This is a genomic window from Cysteiniphilum marinum (genome assembly GCF_014857925.1).
In the GTDB taxonomy this organism is placed as follows: Bacteria; Pseudomonadota; Gammaproteobacteria; order Francisellales; family Francisellaceae; genus Caedibacter; species Caedibacter marinus.
Map to the genome: position 1 here is coordinate 1 of NZ_JACYVZ010000038.1, position 23,350 is coordinate 23,350.

The window sequence follows — 23,350 nt, forward strand, 5'->3', positions numbered from 1 at the left end:
AAAAACAAGAACTAACAACCCGCAAAAATTTTTGCTCAAAGTATTTAAGTATCTACATTTTATATCTCTTTAAACATCTTCAAAACCTTGCTACCAAGGCATTCTTGCGAACATTCTCGCTGAGAACGAGGTGCCATTATACACACCAATTACAACCCCGCAACCCCTTTTTTTATCTTTTTTAACTTTTACAGATTTTTATTAAGTTTTGACTAAAACGTGATCTGAAAATCCATCGAACTGATTGATTTGCGACCACTAAGAGCAATCCTCACTGCTTAAACCTCCTGTTTCAGTTTGACAAACCCCTATTTTAAACTTTAATGTAAACACAGGAAATGACGACTCAACTGCTAAGGATGCTTTATGCACGCGGGATATTTTATACTTTTTATCACATCGGTTTTACTTATAAGTGGCTGCAATAACTCAACGCCTTCTTATCAAGGATATACGGAAGCTAATCTGCGCTATCTATCATCACCGAACTCATCTTCACTAAAGACGCTCTATGTGCATAAAGGTGAGTTTGTAAAAAAAGGCACACTTATCGCCACCTTAGATGACATGCCCTACAATGCGGAGCTTACTGGTAATATTGCCAAAATCAATTCACAAAAAGCACTATACCATGATCAACAATCTGGTAAGCGCGAAGAATTTATTAATGAGGTGGAATTTCAGATTGAAGCGGCTAAAGCCAAACACCTCTATGCCGAACAGCAATTTCAGCGAGACAAGAAACTCTTAGCAGATAAAAGCATTTCTCAATCACAGTTTGATCAAAGCAAGAGTATCGAAAAAGAAACCAGGGAAACCTTAAGCTCTTTACAATCCAAGCTGGCTTCATTAAAGCTACCAGCACGTCCTTATCAAATTAGTTCACAACAAGAAAACGTCAAACAAGCCGAATCTGAAAAAGAAATTGCTGACTGGACATTAGCCCAACTTAATATTAAAGCGCCTGATAACGGTTACATCTATGATATCTTTTATTGGCCTGATGAACGAGTGCAGGCTTATCGCCCTGTTGTTTCTTTTTATATCCCTTCAAAAATGCGTATTATCTTCTACGTGCCTGAACAGATTTTAAAATCACTGCACCTAGGCCAGTCTATCAGCTACACAATCGATAACAACGACACTAACCAGCAACACGCCACAATTTCTTATATCTCACCAAGCGCTGAATACACCCCACCGGTTATTTATAGTCAAACCACCTTGGATGATCTGGTTTTCCGTATCGAAGCGACGCCTAATAAAGTGGGCTCAGACATTCATCCAGGTCAGCCAGTTCGTATATTCTTAAACTAGGCTTGGAGAATATCTATGCAAACATCTTTTGATCAAGCGCTTGATGAACAACCTATTATCAAAGTTGACGGACTCTGCAAATCTTTTGCGGGCAAATTAGTGGTTGATCATGTCAACTTGACTATTAACCAAGGCGAGATTTATGGCTTTCTGGGTCCTAATGGCTCAGGCAAAACAACGACAATACGCATGTTAAGCGGTCTTTTGCCACTTGATGCAGGCGTGGGAACTTGTTTAGGGTTTGATGTTAAGACCCAAGGAAATCTTATTCGACTTAATGTTGGCTATATGACACAAAAGTTTTCACTCTATGGTGATTTGACCGTTGAAGAGAATCTATTGTTTATTGCACGTATCTTTGGTTTGAAAAACCCACGAACAGCAGTAGCGCGCGCTGTTGATCAATTAAAGATTGGTAATGCTCGCAAAAAACAAAAAGCAGCTGAGTTATCTGGCGGCTGGAAACAACGCCTAGCTTTAGCCTGTGCCACCATTCACAATCCCAAGCTATTGCTCCTTGATGAACCCACTGCCGGGGTTGACCCCAAAGCGCGGCGCGAGTTTTGGGATGAGATCCACAGACTGTCATCAGAAGGTGTCACCACTTTAGTCAGCACACATTATATGGATGAGGCTGAGCGTTGTCACAAACTTGCTTATATTGCTTATGGCAAACTGCTTGTTAAAGGCACCTTGAAAGAAATCATTCAACAGTCTGAATTAAATACGTTTGAGATCACTGGTTCAAGACTGCAATCACTCAAATCAAAACTTGAAGGTATCTCACAAATTGAGCAAGTCTCTTTATTCGGTCAAACACTACATGTTTCTTCCAACAAAACAACCGCACTTGACGATATTTTAGCGCAAACACTTACTAGCGATTACCAGTATCACCAAATCACACCAACACTGGAAGATATATTTATCCATTTAATGCTAAACAATAAGGATAATTTCTCATGAGTTTCGCCATTAATTTAAGACGCTTACTCGCTATTTTATTCAAGGAATTTGTGCAAATGCGTCGCGATAAAAGCACCATCATGATGCTTATTGGAATTCCTATTGTACAATTAGTTCTTTTTGGTTATGCCATTAATCTTAATCCCAATTACCTACCATCGGTAGTGATCAACAATGATCCAAGCCAATTCACACGCACATTAGTTAGCGGACTGCAAAATACCAAATACTTTGAATTTACCAGCAACAAAATGGGCTTTAATGAAGCGCAAGAGGCACTTGCGCGTGGTAAGCTCTCGTTTATCTTTGTTATTCCGGCTGATTTTACACAAAAATTGATTCGTGGCGAGAAACCTGAGCTACTGGTAATTAATGATGCCGCAGAGCCTTCTGGTGGTGTTAATGCCATTTTGGCCTTGAACAGATTGGCTGAGACCGTTTTTAATCATGATTTAAGTAAAAACGGCTTGCAGTATCTCAAACCCCAAGACCCACCTTTTAAGTTAGTCGTCCACTCCAAATATAACCCTGAAAATGACACACAATTCAACATAGTGCCTGGACTGATCGGCGTTATTTTAACAATGACGATGGTCATGGTTACTTGTTTGTCAATTATTCGTGAATGGGAAAGCAGCACGATTGAGACATTACTAGCAACACCATTAAGACCATTGGAAGTTATGCTTGGCAAGATTATTCCTTATCTGTTCGTGGGCTATGTGCAGATGTTTATTATTCTATTTGCGGCATTCTTTCTCTTTGATGTACCGATGAATGGCAGTCTTGGCACATTACTGATTTATACATTACCATTTATCTTAGCCAATCTTTTTGTTGGCATTTTGTTCTCAACCCTTTCAAGCAGCCAGCTGCAAGCACTGCAAATGACGATGTTCTTCTTTCTGCCGTCTATTTTACTCTCAGGCTTTATGTTTCCATTTTATGGGATGCCGCGCTGGGCACAGATTCTTGGTGATTGCTTGCCTTTGACACATTACTTAAGAATCGTTCGTGGCATTATGTTAAAGGGTAATGACTTTGTCACAGCAATGCCCGAAGTCGGGGCTTTACTTTTATTTACGGTGATTATTGGCATTATTGCAATGTTACGTTACAAACAAACATTATAGCCTTATGATCGTCTTATGACTGAATCGGCATATCATCACGCACATTAAGCTCATCAAATGCCGCAACCATGATCATAATAATAAATGGCAAAGTTAATGCATCAACAAAGACAATCACAACATGCTCAATACCAAAGTTCATGTCACCTGCATGACCTATTGCCATAAACAGCGCATAAACAACATATTTAAGTAAAAGCACTAACATCACAATGAAGCCTAATTGCAAGGCATAAAGAAGATTGCCTGTTAATAAGCGAAAATTCTCGCGAAAGCTCATCCACACACCGACATTACCAAGAAGTACTGTCGGCAATAAGATCAACGTGAAACTTGCCGCTAACCACAGACCAAATATATTTAAGAAACTTGCCAAAAACCATAAAAAGCCATTTAAAATGCAGACCATTAAGAGCAAAGGGAAGCGCTTTTTGAAAATGACAAACGCTTTTTTGATCACCTCTTTTTGTGCGACACCTTCTTTAAGGTAATTACCGCCAACACAGACCAAAAGCCCATAAACACACATGGTTACAAACATCGAAAACAAACCTAAAAATGCCAAGAACTGCGCATTTGGTAAACTATCTGGCAATTTCCCTGAGTGCATATAGCTTTGTATCGCTTCGCCAACCCCTGAGTTTAGCGCATATAGTTTAAAATACTCCGCAATCACCGCACTGATCATTGCCAATAAAAAACACGATTTTAGTGTCGCACGATACATCTGCCATGCGTTTTTAAGGGTGTTAACAATAGCACCTTTATTTTTTAACATTGATTATTTCCGTAAAGCCATTTGACCTAAAAAAGTTATTGTGGCAGATTAATCAAATCTTATAGTTATAGCAATGCTTAGATGGCAGGAATTTAAATATGGAATTCTCAGATCGCGTTAAAGATCATTTCAGTAACTCAATTCAAACAAGCATCCTTATTGCCGATGGCTTAGCCGATGCTATCGCTCATGCCGGTCAAGTATTGGTATCAAGCATTTTATCTGGCAAGAAGATTTTAAGCTGTGGTAGTGGCGGATCTGCGGCACTTTCTAATTACTTTAGCACCCAGCTATTACATAAGTTCTCGATGGAACGTCCGGCATTACCCGCCATTTCTTTATCTAGCGATAGTGCGGCATTAACGTCCATTGCCAATGATCACAGTTTTCGCTATGCCTTTTCACAGCAAATTAGTGCTTTAGGGCAATCTGAAGATGTTCTGTTATGCATGAGCACCTCAGGAAATGCGGAAAGTATCGTAGAAGCCATCAAAGTAGCACACGAAAAAAATATGCATATTATTAGCTTAACCGGCAAAGATGGTGGTAAGATACGTGCCATGTACAGGCCGAGTGACCTTGAGATTTGCATCCCTTCTGAGCAAGTTGCTTGTATCCACGAAGGGCAGTTGACAGTCATAAATTGTCTTTGTGAAGCAATCGATCATGGTCTATTTGGCGTATAACCCAATACATAATATTAATGATAAAAGTTATAAATATGAAAAAACAACTTATTTTTTTTGCTGCTTGTGGCACGCTATTGCTTTCGAGCTGTAGCATTTTCACACCCTACACACCACCAATTCAGCAAGGCAAGATCATCTCACAAGACATCATGAAACAGATCAAGCCTGGGATGACCAAAGAGCAGATTAAATATATCCTAGGCACACCGGATGCCATTGATCCTTTTGCCCAAGATCAGTGGAATTATATCTACAGCTTTCAAAACTCATTTGATGCCCCACGTTCAGAAAAGCAATTAATCTTGACGTTCAAAGACAACAAGCTTACACAAGTAAGCGGTGATTACTCACCGCCTGAAACCATCTATATCAGCAAGTAATTTTTACCATCACATAGATAATTCAACTTTTTCCACCTATACTGTCTAGCATGTAATGGATAACCATTTGGTTGCTTATGACTCAGCACGGAATCAGTAGCTTTCTACTTAGCCAAAACCTTATTAATAATGATGATCTTGAACAAGCCATTGATGAAATAGACAATAGCAATGAGCAATTGATCACCCATTTGATCAACAAGAAGCTCCTTGATGCCAATGCATTTGCCATTGAGTCATCGCAGTTTTTCAACTTGCCTCTTTTTGATCTAAATGCTTATGATTTGGATTTTTTTCCGCGCACTTTTTTGGATGAACGCCTGATTAATGACTACATCTGTTTACCACTCTACAAAAAAGACAACACATTACTATTAGCAACCAGTGATCCATTAAACCTAAACGCCGTACGTGAATTTCGCTTTTTCAGCAATCTCGATATTGAACAAATCATTGTTAATGACACACATCTTAGACGCTTTATCAAAGAAGTGACTGAGAATACCACTGACAATGCGATGAAAACGCTTGAAGGCATGGATCTTGAAGAAATTGATCTTGATATTGTTGAGGCCGATGACTTTGAAGATGATGATGACTTTGGTGATAACGATGAGCCGGTGATCAAATACATCAATAAGATTATTGTTGATGCGATTAATAAAGGCGCTTCTGATATCCACTTTGAGCCATATGCCGCAAACTTCAGAATTCGTTATCGGATTGATGGACTTTTGCAAGAGATTGCCACCCCCCCGCTTAAAATCGCCGCGCGAACTGCAGCTAGAATTAAAATCATGTCGCAACTAAATATTGCAGAGAAACGTATTCCTCAGGATGGACGGTTTAAGTTAAAAATATCAAAAACACATGTCATCGATTTCAGGGTTAGCACCTGTCCAACGGCATTTGGTGAGAAAGTTGTTTTAAGGATTTTGGACCAGGCAAAGACCAATCTTAGTATTGATAAACTTGGACTTGAGCCGCATCAACAAGAGATTTATCTTGCGGCATTAAAACAATCTCAAGGCATGATCTTGGTAACAGGCCCAACAGGAAGTGGTAAAACGGTCACACTTTATACTGGATTACACATCATTAATACCGTTGATAAAAACATCTCAACCGCTGAAGATCCTGTTGAGATCAACGTCAATGGCATCAATCAAGTACAAATCAACAACAAGCAAGGATTAACCTTTGCTCGCGCCTTGAAATCTTTTTTGCGTCAAGATCCCGATATTATTATGATTGGTGAGATTCGTGACTTTGAAACAGCAGATATTGCCATTAAAGCGGCTCAAACAGGGCATCTAGTATTATCCACTGTACATACAAATAGCGCACCAGAGACATTAAACCGCCTATTAGACATGGGGATTCCACACTATAATATTATCTCCTCTGTGTCGCTGATTATCGCGCAGCGCTTGGCACGTAAGCTTTGCCCACATTGCAAAAAGCCAGCTACTGATATTACCCGTGAATTATTATTAGACATGGGCATTCGTCCGATATATGTTGAAAAAGAGTTTACCGCATATACCAATGATCCACAGGGTTGTTCGCGCTGTTTCAAAGGGTTTCGTGGACGCGTTGCTATTTATGAGGTAATGCCGTTGAGTCTTGCGATGAGTCGCTTGATTGTTGAGGGTCGCAGCACCTTAACACTTGCTGAACAGGCACAGCGCGAAGGCATTGATAATCTACAGCAGTCTGCTTTAATCAAGGTAGTGCATGGTGTCACTTCAATTGAAGAAGTACATCGCGTTACCTCAATGTAGTATTGACAAAGGTGAATAGATGAAAACAGCAAAAAAAACCAGCATCAAAAAGCAAACATTTCTGTGGTCTGGCTATGATCGTCGTAGCATTAAGACCAACGGTATTATTGAGGCAATTAACATTGATCTTGCCAAAGCACAGATTGAACGCAATGGTATTAAAATCAGTAAAATCAAAAAGCAACCGATTGAGCTATTCCCGCAGCGCATTAAAGAAGCTGAAATCACTTTGCTTGCTCGACAATTAGCGACCATGGCACATGCCGGAGTGCCGATTATTCGCGCATTAGATACGATTATGGAATCAAGCAAGAATACCTCGTTTAAGAAGCTTCTTATTCAAATCAAACAAAATGTTGAAAGTGGTAACTCTTTTAGTGACACACTCAAGATGCATCCCAAATACTTTGATAAACTCTTTTGCAGTTTATGTGCCGCCGGTGAAGAATCAGGAACACTTGATGTCATGCTTGATCGGGTTGCCTCGCATCGCGAATCAGTACAAAGCATTAAAAAGAAAGTTAAAAAGGCACTAACCTATCCTGTGATGGTCATTTGTGTTGCCATTATTGTGACTTGGGTTTTACTAAACTATGCCGTACCTGCATTTGCCGATATTTTTATCTCATCAGGCACTAAGCTGCCAACCATTACCCAGATCACGATTGACCTTTCAGAGTTTAGTCAGAAGTACTGGTGGATTTTCGTCGTTTTCGTCGTTGCAATCATCGTGCTCTTTAAAGTAGCTAAAAAACGCTATCCTAAAGTACAAGTGTGGATCGACTACACTTTACTTAAAGTACCCGTATTAGGTAAAGTCATTCAGAAATCCTCTCTTGCTCGATTTGCGCGCACACTTGAGACAACTTCTTCAGCGGGGATGCCCTTGCTTGATGCACTAACAACAGTTGCCAATGCGACAGGTAACTCGCGCTATGAAAAAGCGACATTATTTATCAGAGATGAAGTATCCAAAGGGCGCACGATGCTACACGCTGCCTCTGAAACCCATGTCTTCCCAGGGCTTATGCTGCAAATGATCTCAGTGGGTGAGGAATCAGGGCAAGTCGAAGAGATGCTTGCCAATATCGCCAAGATTTATGAAGAAGACGTTGATGTTCTGGTCACTAACCTCAGTAGCGCCTTAGAACCTATTATTATGATTATCTTAGGTTGTATCGTTGGCTTCTTGGTTGTCAGTATGTATGTGCCGATGTTTAGTCTTGGTGAGGCACTTTAATTTGCACAATCATCCATGCCGTTTAGTTTACCTTGTGCTTTCAAATCACTTAATGCTTTCCAGCTACTGTCACTACACCCTTGCGGTTGCGTCTTTGGCATACACCATGCAGTCCAAGTTCCTTTATCAACCGTTTGTAGACATTGCTTAAAATCTGGTTCTTGCAAATAAGCAGGTGGTAAAACTTGTGTTGTTTTCATATTTACATCCTTTGTTGTTGAGTCATCCGTATCCTTTTGCGCTAAGGTCACATAGGCATTCATTACCATTTTTTTAGAAACGCTCAAGTTATCATTATCTTTTGGTGCAGCATCTGCCAACATATTCATTTTAGTGTACATCACCGCTCGCGGCTCATTAGCAGATTCATTAATGCTGTAACTTACCGAGCGAATAAAATAATGGCTATTGGTTTTGCTATTAAAGTCATTCACATACTTCTCAATCGACTGATACATCGAGATCATCGTATTGTCTTTGGCTTGATCTAGCATCTCAGGGGTTGGATCGAAGTTAACGACTTCCACTTTGAAACGACTATTATTTGAGTTATTGTTCTTTAACTCTTTTTGTAAGGTTTTAATTTCTTCACTGGTTAAGCGCGCCTGAATAACCAATCGAATGTTTTGTGCACCGCTATCTGCTTGTGTTTCTTTATAATCAACAACTTTCCAGTCAATCTTTGGTAAAACACCCGATAGATTTTGAATCGCTGCTTTTTGAATAATCGTATTATCGCCCTGCAAAGCAGTTGCATTAACGATGATATTTACCAATGCAGTGTCTGATTTAACGATGACCTCGCTACTTTTAGAAAAGCTAATCGTTGATTCTGAAGGGGTATTATTATCAGCATAAGCGTTCAGACACAACAGTGATGCCGCACTTAGTAAGATGATTTTTTTTGTTTTATTCATTAAATTCTTCCTAAATAGTGTGTATTTAACTTAACGCTGATAATTCTATCTTTTTTGAATAACAACCACTACCTTGATCCAGCATTTACTTGCAAATCCATACCTTATCTACCATACTTTGAGGACATTTGACTAAACGGATTTATCCCACGATGACCAAAAAACAATTACTCAATGCGACACTTATCGGATCATTTGTAATTATATTAAGCGCCTGCACACAGAATCAATTTAGTGCTTTTAACTCGCCTAATGCTGATAGCCAACCCAAAACACCAGGTTATTACAATCCAAATGATCAAAACTATGCCATGCCACAAAACCAACAACCGATTGTTGAGAATCAGTTCTACTGGAAAGATTCTCATGACAAATCGGCTGTTGCTCCTGAGTGATTACTGGACTTACGAACTTTTGCTATTTCAACACCCCGCCTCGTAAACTAGCCGCCCCTCTTGCAAAGAAGGAATTTAAAATCACCGTCGCCCAATTTCCTCTCTTCAAGAGGTCTCGCAGCCGCAGGCTGACGGGGTGTTTATAAAATCATCGTTTTTCTATATACCGCTCGTGAGTCATTTTGCGGGCGGTATAATACACGTCACTCTTATAGTTTCTCTTTATTCTGTTTACTTTGTTTTCCATCTTCCTTATTAGCCATAGTCAATAATTGAGCCTTTGCCAGCTGGATGTTATATTTGTGCTGACCTTCATCATATTGAGCCACGTCACTGCCTTGATGATCACCTTTTTCTTTCAACAAGATAGCCTTAAGCCTAGCTAACAGACCTTGTTTTACCTCTTGTTCAACAGGGCTAGTATCATTATTTGCATTTTGTGGATTAACAGGAGATGATTGCACCTCTTGTGCAAATGCTTCAGCTAGCTCTGGGTTTTCTGCTTGCAGATAATTAAATACTTGAACAATATGCTCTTCATTTAACTGTGATTCATTGGCAATTGAACGCACCACATCTATTCGTTCACTATCATCTGTCTCTAGTATCATTTGCGTTAAGACTTCAGCAACTTCCGCGGCATTATACCCTGACTCAATGGTTTGCTGGACAACACCTTTAACCACAAATTGAGTATTACTACCAACATCAAGTGCACCATTGATCATCCCTGCTGCGATCTTACCAACATCGTGTAATTTGATGACTTCATTTTGCTGTGCGGCCACCGCATCACGTACGATTTGTTTGACCATATCTTGTGTGTTACTTTGCGTGCTTGCTGTATCCAATAGACTCTCTTTAATAGAGTTACTGGCAATTTCTCTTAAGACATCTACTCTTTGGCCTTGATCAAGTGCTTCTTTAAAGTTCACCTTAACCGCTGTTTGTTCAATCTCAACAGGCTTCGCTGTCAAGACTTCTGTATTAGGGGCTTTAGCCACTGCTAAAGCTTCAGTTTCAGTATTGACATTACTGATTGTTCGAGTGTTACTGGCGGTATTGCTATCTGAATTTAATACATCTGGCGTTTGAATGACTTTCAAATTAAAGTGATGATTACTATCTAACACACCCGATTTATAAACTTCCAAGTTAAATTGCGTCTCTCCAGAGAAATTAGGATTAGCAATAAAGTTAATCTGCAATTCATTACCTGAACGCACTATTTCTACTTGCCCTTGCTCAGGCGTAATGCCAATCAATTTCGCATCAATATTATCACTGCTTAATAAGCGCATTATCTCAACACGTTTACCGCTTTGAATCTCCGCGGTAAATGGTGTTTCAATAGAGCCTTCACCAATACTAAATGCTTCTGTGTTCACATTAACAAGCGCATTTTCACCAAAGCCTGCATAGGCAGCGGCAAAATCAACTGCTGTGCCTCGAGGAATCACCCGCGCATTATCAAGGATTGGTCCACCAATTAGATATTCCCCTTGCGCATTAGGTCGCACAGCAAGAACTGAGCGATCAAGATAAACATTTACCGCTGGAATCGTCACATTAGACTGTGAATCTTTCTCAACACGGACAATATCGCCATCTGGCATAGTGATCAGTAAGAAATTACTATTTGTTGGATCGACAATCACCGAAGATCCTGATGGGATCAATGCATCATATGCTCCAGCATTACCAAAGTTAATTTGAACCAAACCATTCTCGCGATCTAAAACGCTGACATTTTCATTTTTTGGAATGATAATTTCATTGCCTGCAGGTGTGGTTACGGTTAAGGTTTGATCGCCATTATCAATCACCTTAGCACCTGACTCGACCACCACATCATTAGCACCACCACTATTTTTATCATTATCAAAATCAAGACTAATCGTACCATCTGCATTATTGCTTACCGCAACATGACTATTTTCAGATAATACCACCTCTCCATTTGCCGTTTGAACCGTGATGGTATTGTCATCATTGTAAAGCACTGTGTCACCATATGGTACAACCGTATCCATGCCATCACCACCAAAGTCAACACCCACTGTGCCATTGACAGGATTATTCGTCAGATGGGTGTTGCTATTAGGGCTCACGGTAATATTGCTACTTGGATTATCATCAAAGTAAACCAATACATTACCATCATCATCCAATGCAACCACGGTATCACTATCATCGGCAAAAGTAACATCTGGGATACCATCACCCTCAATATCAACAATGACCTCGCCATCATCAGTAATGGTAATAATGGCATCATCAGGTGCTGTGACATCAAACACACCATCACCATCAGTATCGATCGATATTGTATTATCAAGTGGGTTATGGGTAATATCGGTATCAACACCAACAGGCGTTGTCACTACAGCATCAGTTGGTGTGATGGTTTCAATGATTTGCGCGATATCATCATAACTAATACTTGAGCCAGAAGGCGCTGTCACATCAAGATTTGGTGCACCTGACGTTGTGACACTGACTTCAGCGCCATCATCCGTCACATCGGCATCAAGGTCATACGGTAATGTGACTGTACTAATAAGACTGCCATCACCGTTTGGATCGGTGATAATTTCTACAACAGGCGGATTATTGGTGAAATCTGCCGTTGTTGGCAGCGTTGCATCAGGCGTACCATTGCCATCACTATCAATGGTCATTTCATTAGTTGCCACATCATGTGTCACAATCATATTACTATCAACTGGCGTATTGATTAATCCACCATCAACAGTTGTCGCACTTACAAAAGTACCATCGCTGACCATATTATCCAGCAAACTAGCTGGTATTGTCATATCCAATGTGCCGTCACCATCTGAATCAACCATCCAATCTGTGCCATCAAATGTTACATGAGAACCACTTGGCAAGGTGATCTCAGGTATGCCATCACCATCTGCATCAATGGTGAGATTGGTGCCATTGTCATCAATATCGAAATTACTATCAAGAGGTACGATAACTGTGCTGATAACACTATCATCATCGTTTGGATTGGTGTTTACTGTGACAGAATTTAAATCAAAGCTAAAATCAGCACTATCTGGAATCGTCACGTCATTATGAGCTAAACCATCACTATTAATTGTCATGGTGTCATTTGCATCATCATGCGTCACGATAAGATTACTATCAACCGGTGCTCTGATCTCACCGCCATTGCCAGTAGTTGCAATGACTATTGTGCCATCACTGGTAACACTATCCAATAAACTATCTGGAATAGTCATATCTAACGGCAATGTACCATCTGAATCTAACATCCAGTTATCACTACTATCTAATTCAATGGCTGCACCACTTGGTAAGCTTAACTCTGGTGAGCCATCACCATCTTTATCAATCGTGACATTGCTACCATTATCCTTGACTTCAAAGCCACTGGTATATGGTAATGTCACATCACTGGCATTTGCTGTGATTACATTAAAGTCACTACCATCACCGACAACCGTTGCATCCGATGGCACACTAATATCCATCTCTGGTGCTACGGTACTAACAATGGCAAGTTGCCCTGATTGTACACTCATATCTGCAGCACTATCATGTGGTAGGGTAATATCGCCACCTGATAGTGTTGTCACATTAAAATCACTTGTGCCATCGTTGGTGAAATCAAATCCACTGACATCTGGAATAATCGCATCATATAGTCCTGCACCATCGTTATTCACGGTAATCGTGCCATCAGCATTATCACTGACCGTCATACCACTGTTAGGTACGCTTTCAATCATTGCACCATTGGCAGTCGTCGCAGTAATCTCTGTTGGTGTACCTGATATATTGCCTAAAAGTGTTTCACTGATTTGCATATCTGGTGTGCCATCACCATCATAATCAATAATCCAATTTGCTCCATCATAGGTGATTGTTGAACCACTTGGCGCGGTGATCACATGACCATTTGCATTAACGGTAACCGTCGTACCATCATCCGTGACCACACCATTGATATTATCTGGCAGATTTACCGTACTAACTAAACTGCCATCGCCATTAGGATCGGTTGTGACGATAAATCCTGCGCCATTATCAGCAACAGTCGCTAAATGCGGCACAGTAACATCTGGTAACGCATCACCATCTAAATCGATGGTTGTGCTAGATGCATCATTCGTTGTGATAATCGTGCTAAGGTTATTTGGCACGGTAACGACATTACCATCTGCAGTTTGAATATCAAAAGTACCATCATTATTATCAGTTAACATACTGCCAGATGGTGCGGCAAGTGCTGTGCCATTGTTATCAGTCAACGTTAATGTGACACCATCATCGCTAATCACACTGGCGTTATCTGGTTTGAGATTTAATACACTACCGTGATCAGTTGTGGCAGTGACATCACCATTAGCAGCGATATTGACATCAGTATCATTCGGTGCTGAAGCAATATCCGTATTACCTAAGCCATTACCATTGACACTTAAAGTGCTTCCTGTATCGAGAATAATCGCACCGGTCTCATCTTGCGTGGTCACTTGACCACCACCGGCAACTGTCGTAGTTTGGGTTGCATCTGGGTTATTGACCACTGTGCTATCATTTGAAACCACGACATCAATCGTGCCATCTTGATCAAAATCAATCGCAAATGTACCATCGGCATTATCCGTAATCTCGCTACCTGATGACACACTTAAATTAGATCCATTATTATCGGTTAAGCTTAATGTTGTACCGTCATCGCTAACGGCTGTTTGCGTATCTGGTTTGAGGTTTAACACACTGCCATTATTGGTGGTCGCAAGAACATCACCATTAGCGGCAACACTAATATCCGTGTTATTTGGTACAGAGACAATATCGACATTACCAGTTCCATCACCATTAATGGCAATCGTGCCATCGCCGTTATCACTGACAATCGTTTCACTCTCAGCCACTGTTTGAATAGTCGCACCCGTTGGGGTTGTTGCAGTAATGGTTGTTCCATCACTAACAATATTGCCTAATAGGGTCGCAGCAATAGTCATATCTAATGTACCATCGCTATCAGAATCAATAGACCAATCTGCTCCATCATAGGTGACTGTTGAGCCACTTGGCGCGGTGATCACATGACCATTTGCATTAACGGTAACCGTCGTACCATCATCCGTGACCACACCATTGATATTATCTGGCAGATTTACCGTACTGACTAAACTGCCATCGCCATTAGGATCGGTTGTGACGATAAATCCTGCGCCATTATCAGCAACAGTCGCTAAATGCGGCACAGTAACATCTGGTAACGCATCACCATCTAAATCGATGGTTGTGCTAGATGCATCATTCGTTGTGATAATCGTGCTAAGGTTATTTGGCACGGTAACGACATTACCATCTGCAGTTTGAATATCAAAAGTACCATCATTATTGTCTGTTAAAATACTGCCAGATGGCGCGGCAAGTGCTGTACCATTGTTATCAGTCAACGTTAATGTGGCACCATCATCGCTAATTACACTGGCGTTATCTGGTTTGAGATTTAATACACTACCGTGATCAGTTGTGGCTGTGACATCACCATTAGCAGCGATATTGACATCCGTATCATTTGGTGCTGAAGCAATATCGGTATTACCTAAGCCATTACCATTAACACTTAAAATGCTTCCTGTATCGAGAATAATCGCACTGGTCTCATCTTGCGTGGTCACTTGTCCACCACCGGCAACGGTGGTTGTTTGGGTTACATCTGGGTTGTTGACCACTGTGCTATCATTTGAAACGACGACATCAATCGTGCCATCCTTATCAAAATCAACGCCAAATGTACCATCTGCATTATCGCTAATCTCGCTACCTGATGGCACACTTAAATTAGACCCATTATTATCAGTCAACGTCAATGTGCCAGCATTTTCAGTAATGAATGTTTGCATATCTGGTTTGAGATTTAATACACTGCCATCATCAGTTGTAGCCGTTACATCACCATTAGCGGCAACACTAATATCCGTGTTATTTGGTACAGAGACAATATCGACATTACCAGTCCCATCACCATTAATGGCAATCGTGCCATCGCCGTTATCACTGACAATCGTTTCACTCTCAGCCACTGTTTGAATAGTCGCACCCGTTGGGGTTGTTGCAGTAATGGTTGTTCCATCACTAACAATATTGCCTAATAGGGTCGCAGCAATAGTCATATCTAATGTACCATCGCTATCAGAATCAATAGACCAATCTGCTCCATCATAGGTGACTGTTGAGCCACTTGGCGCGGTGATCACATGACCATTTGCATTAACGGTAACCGTCGTACCATCATCCGTGACCACACCATTGATATTATCTGGCAGATTTACCGTACTGACTAAACTGCCATCGCCATTAGGATCGGTTGTGACGATAAATCCTGCGCCATTATCAGCAACAGTCGCTAAATGCGGCACTGTAACATCAGGCAATGCATCACCATCTAAATCGATGGTTGTGCTAGATGCATCATTGGTGATAATAATTGCACTGGTGTTATTTGGCACGGTAACGACATTACCATCTGCTGTTTGAATATCAAAAGTACCATCATTATTGTCTGTTAACATACTGCCAGATGGTGCGGCAATTGCTGTGCCATTATTGTCAGTCAACGTTAATGTGGCACCATCATCGCTAATCACACTAGCTTTATCTGGTTTGAGATTTAACACACTACCATCATCGGTTGTGGCAGTGACATCACCATTAGCAGCAATATTGACATCCGTATCATTCGGTGCTGAAGCAATATCTATATTACCTAAGCCATTACCATTGACACTTAAAGTGCTTCCTGTATCGAGAATAATCGCACCAGTCTCATCTTGTGTCGTGACTTGTCCACCACCGGCAACGGTGGTTGTTTGGGTTGCATCTGGGTTATTGACCACTGTGCTATCATTTGAAACCACGACATCAACCGTGCCATCTTGATCAAAATCAATGGCAAATGTACCATCTGCATTATCCGTAATCTCACTGCCTGATGACACACTTAAATTAGACCCATTATTATCGGTTAAGCTTAATGTTGTACCGTCATCGCTAATGGCTGTTTGCGTATCTGGTTTGAGGTTTAACACACTACCATCATCAGTTGTGGCAGTTACATCACCATTAGCAGCGATATTGACATTGGTATCATTCGGTGCGGACGCGATATCGGTATTCCCTAAGCCATTACCATTAACACTTAAGCTTGTTCCTGTATCTAAGATAATCGCACCAACTTCATCTTGAGTGGTGACTTGTCCACCACCGGCAACCGTCGTAGTTTGCGTTGCATCTGGATTGTTGACCACTGTGCTATCATTTGAAACCACAACATCAATCGTGCCATCTTGATCAAAATCAATCGCAAATGTACCATCACCATTATCGGTAATCTCGCTACCTGATGGCACAGTTAAATTAGATCCATTATTATCAGTTAAGACCAGCGTTGTGCCATTATCAGTAATGAAACTCTCAGTGTCCGCTTTGAGATTTAACACACTGCCATTGTTGGTGGTGGCAGTGACATCACCATTAGCAGCGACACTGACATCAGTATCATTCGGTGCGGACGCGATATCGGTATTACCTAAGCCATTACCATTAATACTTAAGCTTGTTCCTGTATCTAAGATAATCGCACTGGCTTCATCTTGAGTGGTGACTTGCCCACCACCGGCAACCGTCGTAGTTTGCGTTGCATCTGGATTGTTGACCACTGTGCTATCATTTGAAACCACGACATCAATCGTGCCATCTTGATCAAAATCAATTGCAAATGTACCATCTGCATTATCCGTAATCTCGCTACCTGATGGCACAGTTAAATTAGATCCATTATTATCAGTTAAGACAAGCGTTGTGCCATTGTCAGTAATGGAGCTCTCAGTGTCCGCTTTGAGATTTAACACACTGCCATTATTGGTGGTGGCAGTCACATCACCATTAGCAGCGACACTGACATCGATATCATTCGGCGCTGAAGCAATATCAGTATTACCCGCGCCATTACCATTAACACTTAGAGTGATTCCTGTATCTAAGATAATCGCACTGGCTTCATCTTGTGTGGTCACTTGTCCACCACCGGCAACTGTCGTTGTTTGCGTTGCATCTGGGTTATTAACCACGGTACTATCACGCGAGACAATCACATCAATCGTGCCATCTTGATCAAAATCAACCGCAAATGTACCATCATCATTATCCGTAATCTCGCTACCTGATGGCACAGTTAAATTGGATCCATTATTATCAGTTAAGACAAGTATTGTGCCATTGTCAGTAATGGAGCTCTCAGTGTCCGCTTTGAGGTTTAACACACTGCCATTATTAGTAGTGGCAGTCACATCACCATTAGCAGCGACACTGACATCGGTATCATTCGGTGCTGAAGCAATATCAGTATCACCTAAGCCATTACCATTAACACTTAAAGTGATTCCTGTATCTAAGATAATCGCACTGGCTTCATCTTGTGTGGTCACTTGTCCACCACCGACAACTGTCGTTGTTTGCGTTGCATCTGGGTTATTAACCACGGTACTATCACGCGAGACAATCACATCAATCGTGCCATCTTGATCAAAATCAACCGCAAATGTACCATCACCATTATCCGTAATCTCGCTACCTGATGGCACAGTTAAATTCGACCCATTATTATCGGTTAACGTTAAGATTGTGCCATTATCGGTAATGACACTCTCTGATTCGACTTTTACATTAGCAATGCTTCCCTGCGCTGTTGTTGCCGTCACATCAGTGCCATCACTATTGAGTGTTGTTCCAGCAGGGGCAGTTACATCTAAGGTACCATCACCATCTGTATCTAATGTAACCAATGTGCCAGTATCTGTCACCATCGCATTGCTATTAAAAGGCGCGGTGACTGTACTTACAACACTGCCATCGCCATTTGGATCTGTTGTAATCGTTACTGTTGAGGCAACGGCATCAATATTAGTTACGGTTGAACCACTTGGCACGGTTATATCGACACCATCATCATTAACATCAATGCTTAAGCTACCAGCTGCCTCTGTGACAATCGTTGCACCATCGCCTGGATTTAGTTCAGGTAGTGTTATTTCATTACCCAATAGTGTTGTAACCGTAAAGTCTGTGCCATTATCAACATGGGTTGTACCATACGGCACAACGGCATCCACTGTACCATCACTATTGACATCCAGTGCTTCTGGAATATTCATGGTCATCGTATATTCCTGAGACGACGTAAATGTTCCATCACTAACTTTAAAGTCAAAGGTATCTTGTGCGTTTCCAGGTGCAATCACCCCTTCAAAAGTAAAGTTGCCTGCACTAATATCTGCCACAGTGATACTGTCATTTTGACTAATCGCACTACCATTAAGCTTTAATGTGCCATTTGTGGCTAAAGTCGTTATTTGCACTGCCTGCAAACTATTACCAACATCGTTATCGGCAAAGATAAAATCACTGACTTGGAAGATGTGATTAGCTGATGAATCAGTGGCCTTAGTCGCATTATCCGAGAATGGTCGATGAATAAACTCACCTGCTTCAAGCAAGCCTTTGCTGGTGAAATGATCTGATTCAAAGTTGCGCACCCAAGTGTCATTACTCTGGCGCTTTAGCACCCCGGCATTATCATCATCATGATAAACTTCAATCATATTAGAGACATAGTTTGTGCCGTTAAAGTCACTTTGTACAGGACCTTCAACACTTAAAAACTCAATCAAATTATCACTGACATCAGTTAATGCAAAACCTTGCGGCGCATCACTTAGCCAATTATCACTGCTACTGGTAAAAGCAACGGCATTAAACCCTGCTTCATGCATTTGATCTGACACATCCAATGTGTACCCTGCTTCAGCGACCCATACCCCTGAGCTGAAGGTCGCAATATGATCACCATTAGGATCATCTGCGCTAATATTAGCATATAGTTTAGTGCCTTCAGCGACTTGTCCATCACGATATATCAGCTCAATAAACTCCTCAGAGATACCCGCAGTTTGAACTTCTGGATGGTAACTCAATGCACTAATAAACAGACCGGATGTAAGATAACTGGTCGTTGGCGAAACCGTTGTTGTTGACAATAAATAATCGGGTAAATCAACGCGATGATCTTCTTCAACTCGGTTATCTACACCATCAACACCTGCTCTGACACCACCGCTTTCAGATAGGTCAAACATTGGAATAAAGCTTGAATCCGGTTTACGTAAGAAAACAAAATCCTCATTGGTTTGCTCACCGGCGATCAAACTGCGATATAGATTACTGCCAAAAGTCACTTCAAACTCATGACCATAACTAATAAAATCCACCGGTTTGTCATTATTATCCAAAAGGACAAGTGCGCCTTCTGTATTATTAAGATCAACTCCATAAACAGCATAAACGGTATACCCTTCTGTTGCATAAGCTAAGCTCTCAACAGAACGTCCATTTTGCGCACTCCATACATTCGCCGTATTATCAAATATAATCGTACCATTAACACCACTGCTATATATGCCATCTGCCAAATCAGTGACCAGTTTATAGCCACCAAAATCAACATCGTCTCTAACCACAATCGATACAAAATTATTACTGCCACCACCTGGTCCACCTGCTGGATTATATTGAAACATTGAAATAAAAACATCTGCTTGCGATGGGTTAGCAATAGCTTCATGCACGGTATCACTAATCCATAGCGGCAAGGCACCACGCTCAGCATAAAAGTTGCTATCACGATTGATCTGCCAATCATCATTGAGTAGATTTCGCTTAAGTGACACATTGGAATTGGTTGTAACAATATCCGTATTATCCGAATACGACAATAAACCAATATCAGTCGATAAGTATGTGCTGCCTTGATAGTCAAAAGAGATATTGCCTTTATAACTTAATAGCTCTAAGACATTACTCGCATCAACCAATGCAACTGCATGGGCGGTCGTATGCACAATTAAACCCTGATTCTCGACATTGGCAGCTGGATCTTCAACAATAATGGTTTCATAATTAGTGCTTGTTTGACCTACGCTTACTGTAGCGCCATTTTGCCCTACCCAGTTGCTGCCATTATATTCAGCGATTACCGTCCCTGCTAATCGATCCGTCTCGTTGATATTAACCCGTAATTGCGTACCTGCTGCAATGGTTGCGTTCTTGTTGACCAAAAGGGTCACAAAATTACTTTCATCAAAACCTGGATCATCAATATTCATCTCAACGATACTAACATCAGCCATCGCCTTGACATTAACATTAATCACTTGGTTGTCAGTTAATACGCCACCTGTGCCGTCATTGCCTAAATCATCAATATTAGCCGTTAAAGTAGCAATACCTGTAAAGTTTGATGTCGGTGTATAAACCAAATTAGTCAGTGCACTATTAATCTCACTAACTGTGCCTTGTACGGTAATCAGCGCTTCATTGTTATTGGTGCCCCCTTGATAGGTTAGACCAGTATCTTGTGATAAGCTTAAAATCCCATTTGTCACTGAAATACTTAATTCAATATCATTGCTTCCAGCATCAACATCTGCAATTTGTATTAAACCTTGACCTGCGTCAAAGGTAATGGATGTCGCTTGTAATAAAACCGCTTCAGTGGGAGAGGTAATACTTGGCGCATCGTTGACTGCATTGACAGTTAGGCTTGCGGTTTCAGTGGCACTACTAAATGCCGTTGTATCGCCATTGGTTGATACATCAACCCCCGTATCACCGTTGCTACCTGAAGTTTGATCCCAAGCACGATACGTCATATCACCACTTGCGCCATTATAATCAGCATTGGGTATAAAACGCACTTTGGTATTTGCATCCCCTACTGCTAACAAAATAGCATTGCTGTTTGAAACACCAGATATATTTAACCAATTAGTGCCATTATTGATCGTATACTGCCATTGACCATTAGTATTATCAGCCCCAATAATTGCAATGCCTTCTAGGGCACCACTATCAACATCACTAACCGTTGTAGTTAATAAATCAGTGATTGTATCACCTGATGGGTTGGTGTTATCTTCAGTGATATCACTCAGTGTCCCAGTGCCTGATAAAACAGGCGCGTCATTCACAGCATTTACCGTTAAGCTCGCTGTTTCAGTAGTTGCGCTAAACGCAGTCGTACCCCCATTAGTAGATACATTAGTGAACGTATCATTACTACCGAAGCTTCGATCCCAGCCGCGATAACTGATATTGCCACTTGGACCGTTATAGTTTGGATTAGGGACAAAGCGTATTTGGTTAGATGACACAGCGGTTAACAATAAAGCGCCATTATCAGAAACGCCAGGAGAAATAGCCGACCATGTGCTGCCACTATTGGTACTGTATTGCCATTGACCATTGGTATTATCAACACCGGTAATCGCAATCCCTTCAGGTGAGCTGCCATCTGGATCACTCATGGTACTTCCCAAAAAGGCATTAATGGCGCGGCCTGTAGGATCCGTATCATCTTCATTGATATTTAATAATGTGCCTGAGCCACTTAATACAGGGGCGTCATTAACTGCTGTAATATCAATGGTTTTATTCACCACTTCAGAGTCTGCACTGCCATCATTAACTTTCAATTCAAGTATACGCGAAGTCGTATTTGGCGCGTTGGATGTGTTATTGTAAGTGATGCTTTGCAGTGCCGTTTGATAATTAGCAACTGAGCTTACACCCGTTAAAGTTAAAACGCCTGCGTTATAGCTACCTGTAATGCCATTTTGATCAACAAAACCCAGTATATCTTGTGTACCTGCATAGTTGGTAATTGTTATCTCAGCGCTGGCAAGTGTAATATCATCACTATCAGTGACAGTAATGCTGTTATCAATAGCCGTTGCACCTTGATCTTCAGTAAATGCCATAGTACCCGCACCAATGGTAATTACAGGCAATGCATTTGAGGTGTAAACCGCAGCATAACCTGTTGTGCTATTATCTCCATCATTCATCTCATCAACACCAATAAGAATAGTATCTCCGTCAGGGGTGGTGGCAATAGAAATACCAAACCGCTCACCATAAACACTGCCATAGAGCGTCTCATTATCTTCCACCCAAACGCCACCTTCAAGCTTATAAGATGCAACAAAACCTGTATTATCTATATCATCTCCAGTATTTGGGATACCGTCCGCACCTGGATTGTCACCCAACATTGCACCTGCCACTAGCTTGGTACCATCTGCATTAATCGCAACACTGGTGCCAAGTCGTTCATCGTTTTCTGAACCATCCAAACCACCTCCATATTGAGTCCATGCATTGTCAACATACTCCCAAGTCTCGATATGGCCTGCACTACCTGCCCCATTCTCAGCAACTACAATCTTAGTACCATCTGCATTCAATGAGACAGCCCATGGATAACTTGCTGTAGCGTAATGATGCTCAAGCACCCAAGAACTGGAACCATCATCCCAACTGTATATATCAACCCCTCGTGTGCTAGACTCATAATCTGATATTGCTATTTTACTACCATCATCACTAATAGAGACGTATGTTCCAAGACGGCTACTCGTCGTACCCCCAGTCAAATCAGGACCTTTTTGTGCCCAGATGCCGTTATCATACTCATAGACTTTCACTTTTCCATAGAAATCACTATATGGTGAACTGATCTACCCCGTCAATTTGGGACACTTTTGATTTTCGGATTTCATACTATCTTCAAACTGTTTTGGTGTCATGTAATTTATCGTTGAATGTTTCCTTTTGGTGTTATAGTAAGCTTCAATATACGA

The 23,350-nt window shown here is 41.1% G+C and carries 12 protein-coding genes; 8 read left to right on the top strand and 4 right to left on the bottom strand.

Annotated features, from left to right (window positions below):
- Positions 1-366 precede the first annotated feature (366 nt).
- The 3 genes from IE867_RS12330 to IE867_RS12340 are packed head-to-tail and all read left to right on the top strand — an operon-like array spanning position 367 to position 3,416.
- The gene (locus tag IE867_RS12330; protein WP_192485017.1) at positions 367-1,317 is read left to right on the top strand and encodes an HlyD family secretion protein; all 951 of its coding nucleotides are present in this window, start codon (positions 367-369) and stop codon (positions 1,315-1,317) included.
- Positions 1,318-1,332: 15 nt separating this feature from the next.
- On the top strand, positions 1,333-2,283 hold the full coding sequence (locus tag IE867_RS12335) for an ABC transporter ATP-binding protein (RefSeq protein ID WP_192485018.1): 951 nt from the start codon (positions 1,333-1,335) through the stop codon (positions 2,281-2,283).
- Positions 2,280-3,416, top strand: coding sequence for an ABC transporter permease (locus IE867_RS12340; RefSeq protein WP_192485019.1), 1,137 nt, complete (start codon positions 2,280-2,282; stop codon positions 3,414-3,416). The genes IE867_RS12335 and IE867_RS12340 overlap by 4 nt, the downstream gene beginning before the upstream one ends.
- A gap of 13 nt (positions 3,417-3,429) precedes the next feature.
- Here the strand turns inward: IE867_RS12340 and IE867_RS12345 are convergent, their stop codons facing one another.
- Positions 3,430-4,194, bottom strand: coding sequence for a hypothetical protein (locus IE867_RS12345; protein ID WP_192485020.1), 765 nt, complete (start codon positions 4,192-4,194; stop codon positions 3,430-3,432).
- A 98-nt stretch (positions 4,195-4,292) separates the two neighbouring features.
- Between IE867_RS12345 and IE867_RS12350 the strand changes: the two genes are divergently transcribed.
- From IE867_RS12350 to IE867_RS12365, 4 genes are all read left to right on the top strand, one after another.
- Positions 4,293-4,880 carry a D-sedoheptulose-7-phosphate isomerase gene (locus tag IE867_RS12350; protein WP_192485021.1) on the top strand — a complete coding sequence of 196 codons (588 nt, stop codon included), beginning with the start codon at positions 4,293-4,295 and terminating at the stop codon, positions 4,878-4,880.
- Between the two features lie 35 nt (positions 4,881-4,915).
- Positions 4,916-5,263: an outer membrane protein assembly factor BamE gene (locus IE867_RS12355; protein ID WP_192485022.1), complete on the top strand. Its 348-nt coding sequence runs from the start codon at positions 4,916-4,918 to the stop codon at positions 5,261-5,263.
- A 77-nt stretch (positions 5,264-5,340) separates the two neighbouring features.
- Positions 5,341-7,047, top strand: coding sequence for a type IV-A pilus assembly ATPase PilB (gene pilB, locus IE867_RS12360; protein ID WP_192485023.1), 1,707 nt, complete (start codon positions 5,341-5,343; stop codon positions 7,045-7,047).
- Positions 7,048-7,066: 19 nt separating this feature from the next.
- The gene (locus tag IE867_RS12365; protein ID WP_192485024.1) at positions 7,067-8,287 is read left to right on the top strand and encodes a type II secretion system F family protein; all 1,221 of its coding nucleotides are present in this window, start codon (positions 7,067-7,069) and stop codon (positions 8,285-8,287) included.
- On the opposite strand, the gene IE867_RS12370 is transcribed toward IE867_RS12365, so the two are convergent.
- Entirely contained in the window at positions 8,284-9,204 is a 921-nt protein-coding gene (locus IE867_RS12370; RefSeq protein ID WP_192485025.1) for a hypothetical protein, read from the bottom strand. The two genes, IE867_RS12365 and IE867_RS12370, sit on opposite strands and share 4 nt — an antisense overlap.
- A 152-nt stretch (positions 9,205-9,356) precedes the next feature.
- Between IE867_RS12370 and IE867_RS12375 the strand changes: the two genes are divergently transcribed.
- On the top strand, positions 9,357-9,599 hold the full coding sequence (locus tag IE867_RS12375; protein WP_192485026.1) for a hypothetical protein: 243 nt from the start codon (positions 9,357-9,359) through the stop codon (positions 9,597-9,599).
- Positions 9,600-9,808: 209 nt separating this feature from the next.
- Here IE867_RS12375 and IE867_RS12380 read toward each other — a convergent pair whose 3' ends face one another.
- Together IE867_RS12380 and IE867_RS15030 are read right to left on the bottom strand one after the other, a co-directional pair.
- The gene (locus tag IE867_RS12380) at positions 9,809-23,194 is read right to left on the bottom strand and encodes a beta strand repeat-containing protein (protein ID WP_192485027.1); all 13,386 of its coding nucleotides are present in this window, start codon (positions 23,192-23,194) and stop codon (positions 9,809-9,811) included.
- A 33-nt stretch (positions 23,195-23,227) separates the two neighbouring features.
- Positions 23,228-23,344, bottom strand: a complete 117-nt coding sequence (locus IE867_RS15030; protein WP_404826252.1) for an IS3 family transposase — start codon at positions 23,342-23,344, stop codon at positions 23,228-23,230.
- Between the last annotated feature and the right edge of the window lie 6 nt (positions 23,345-23,350).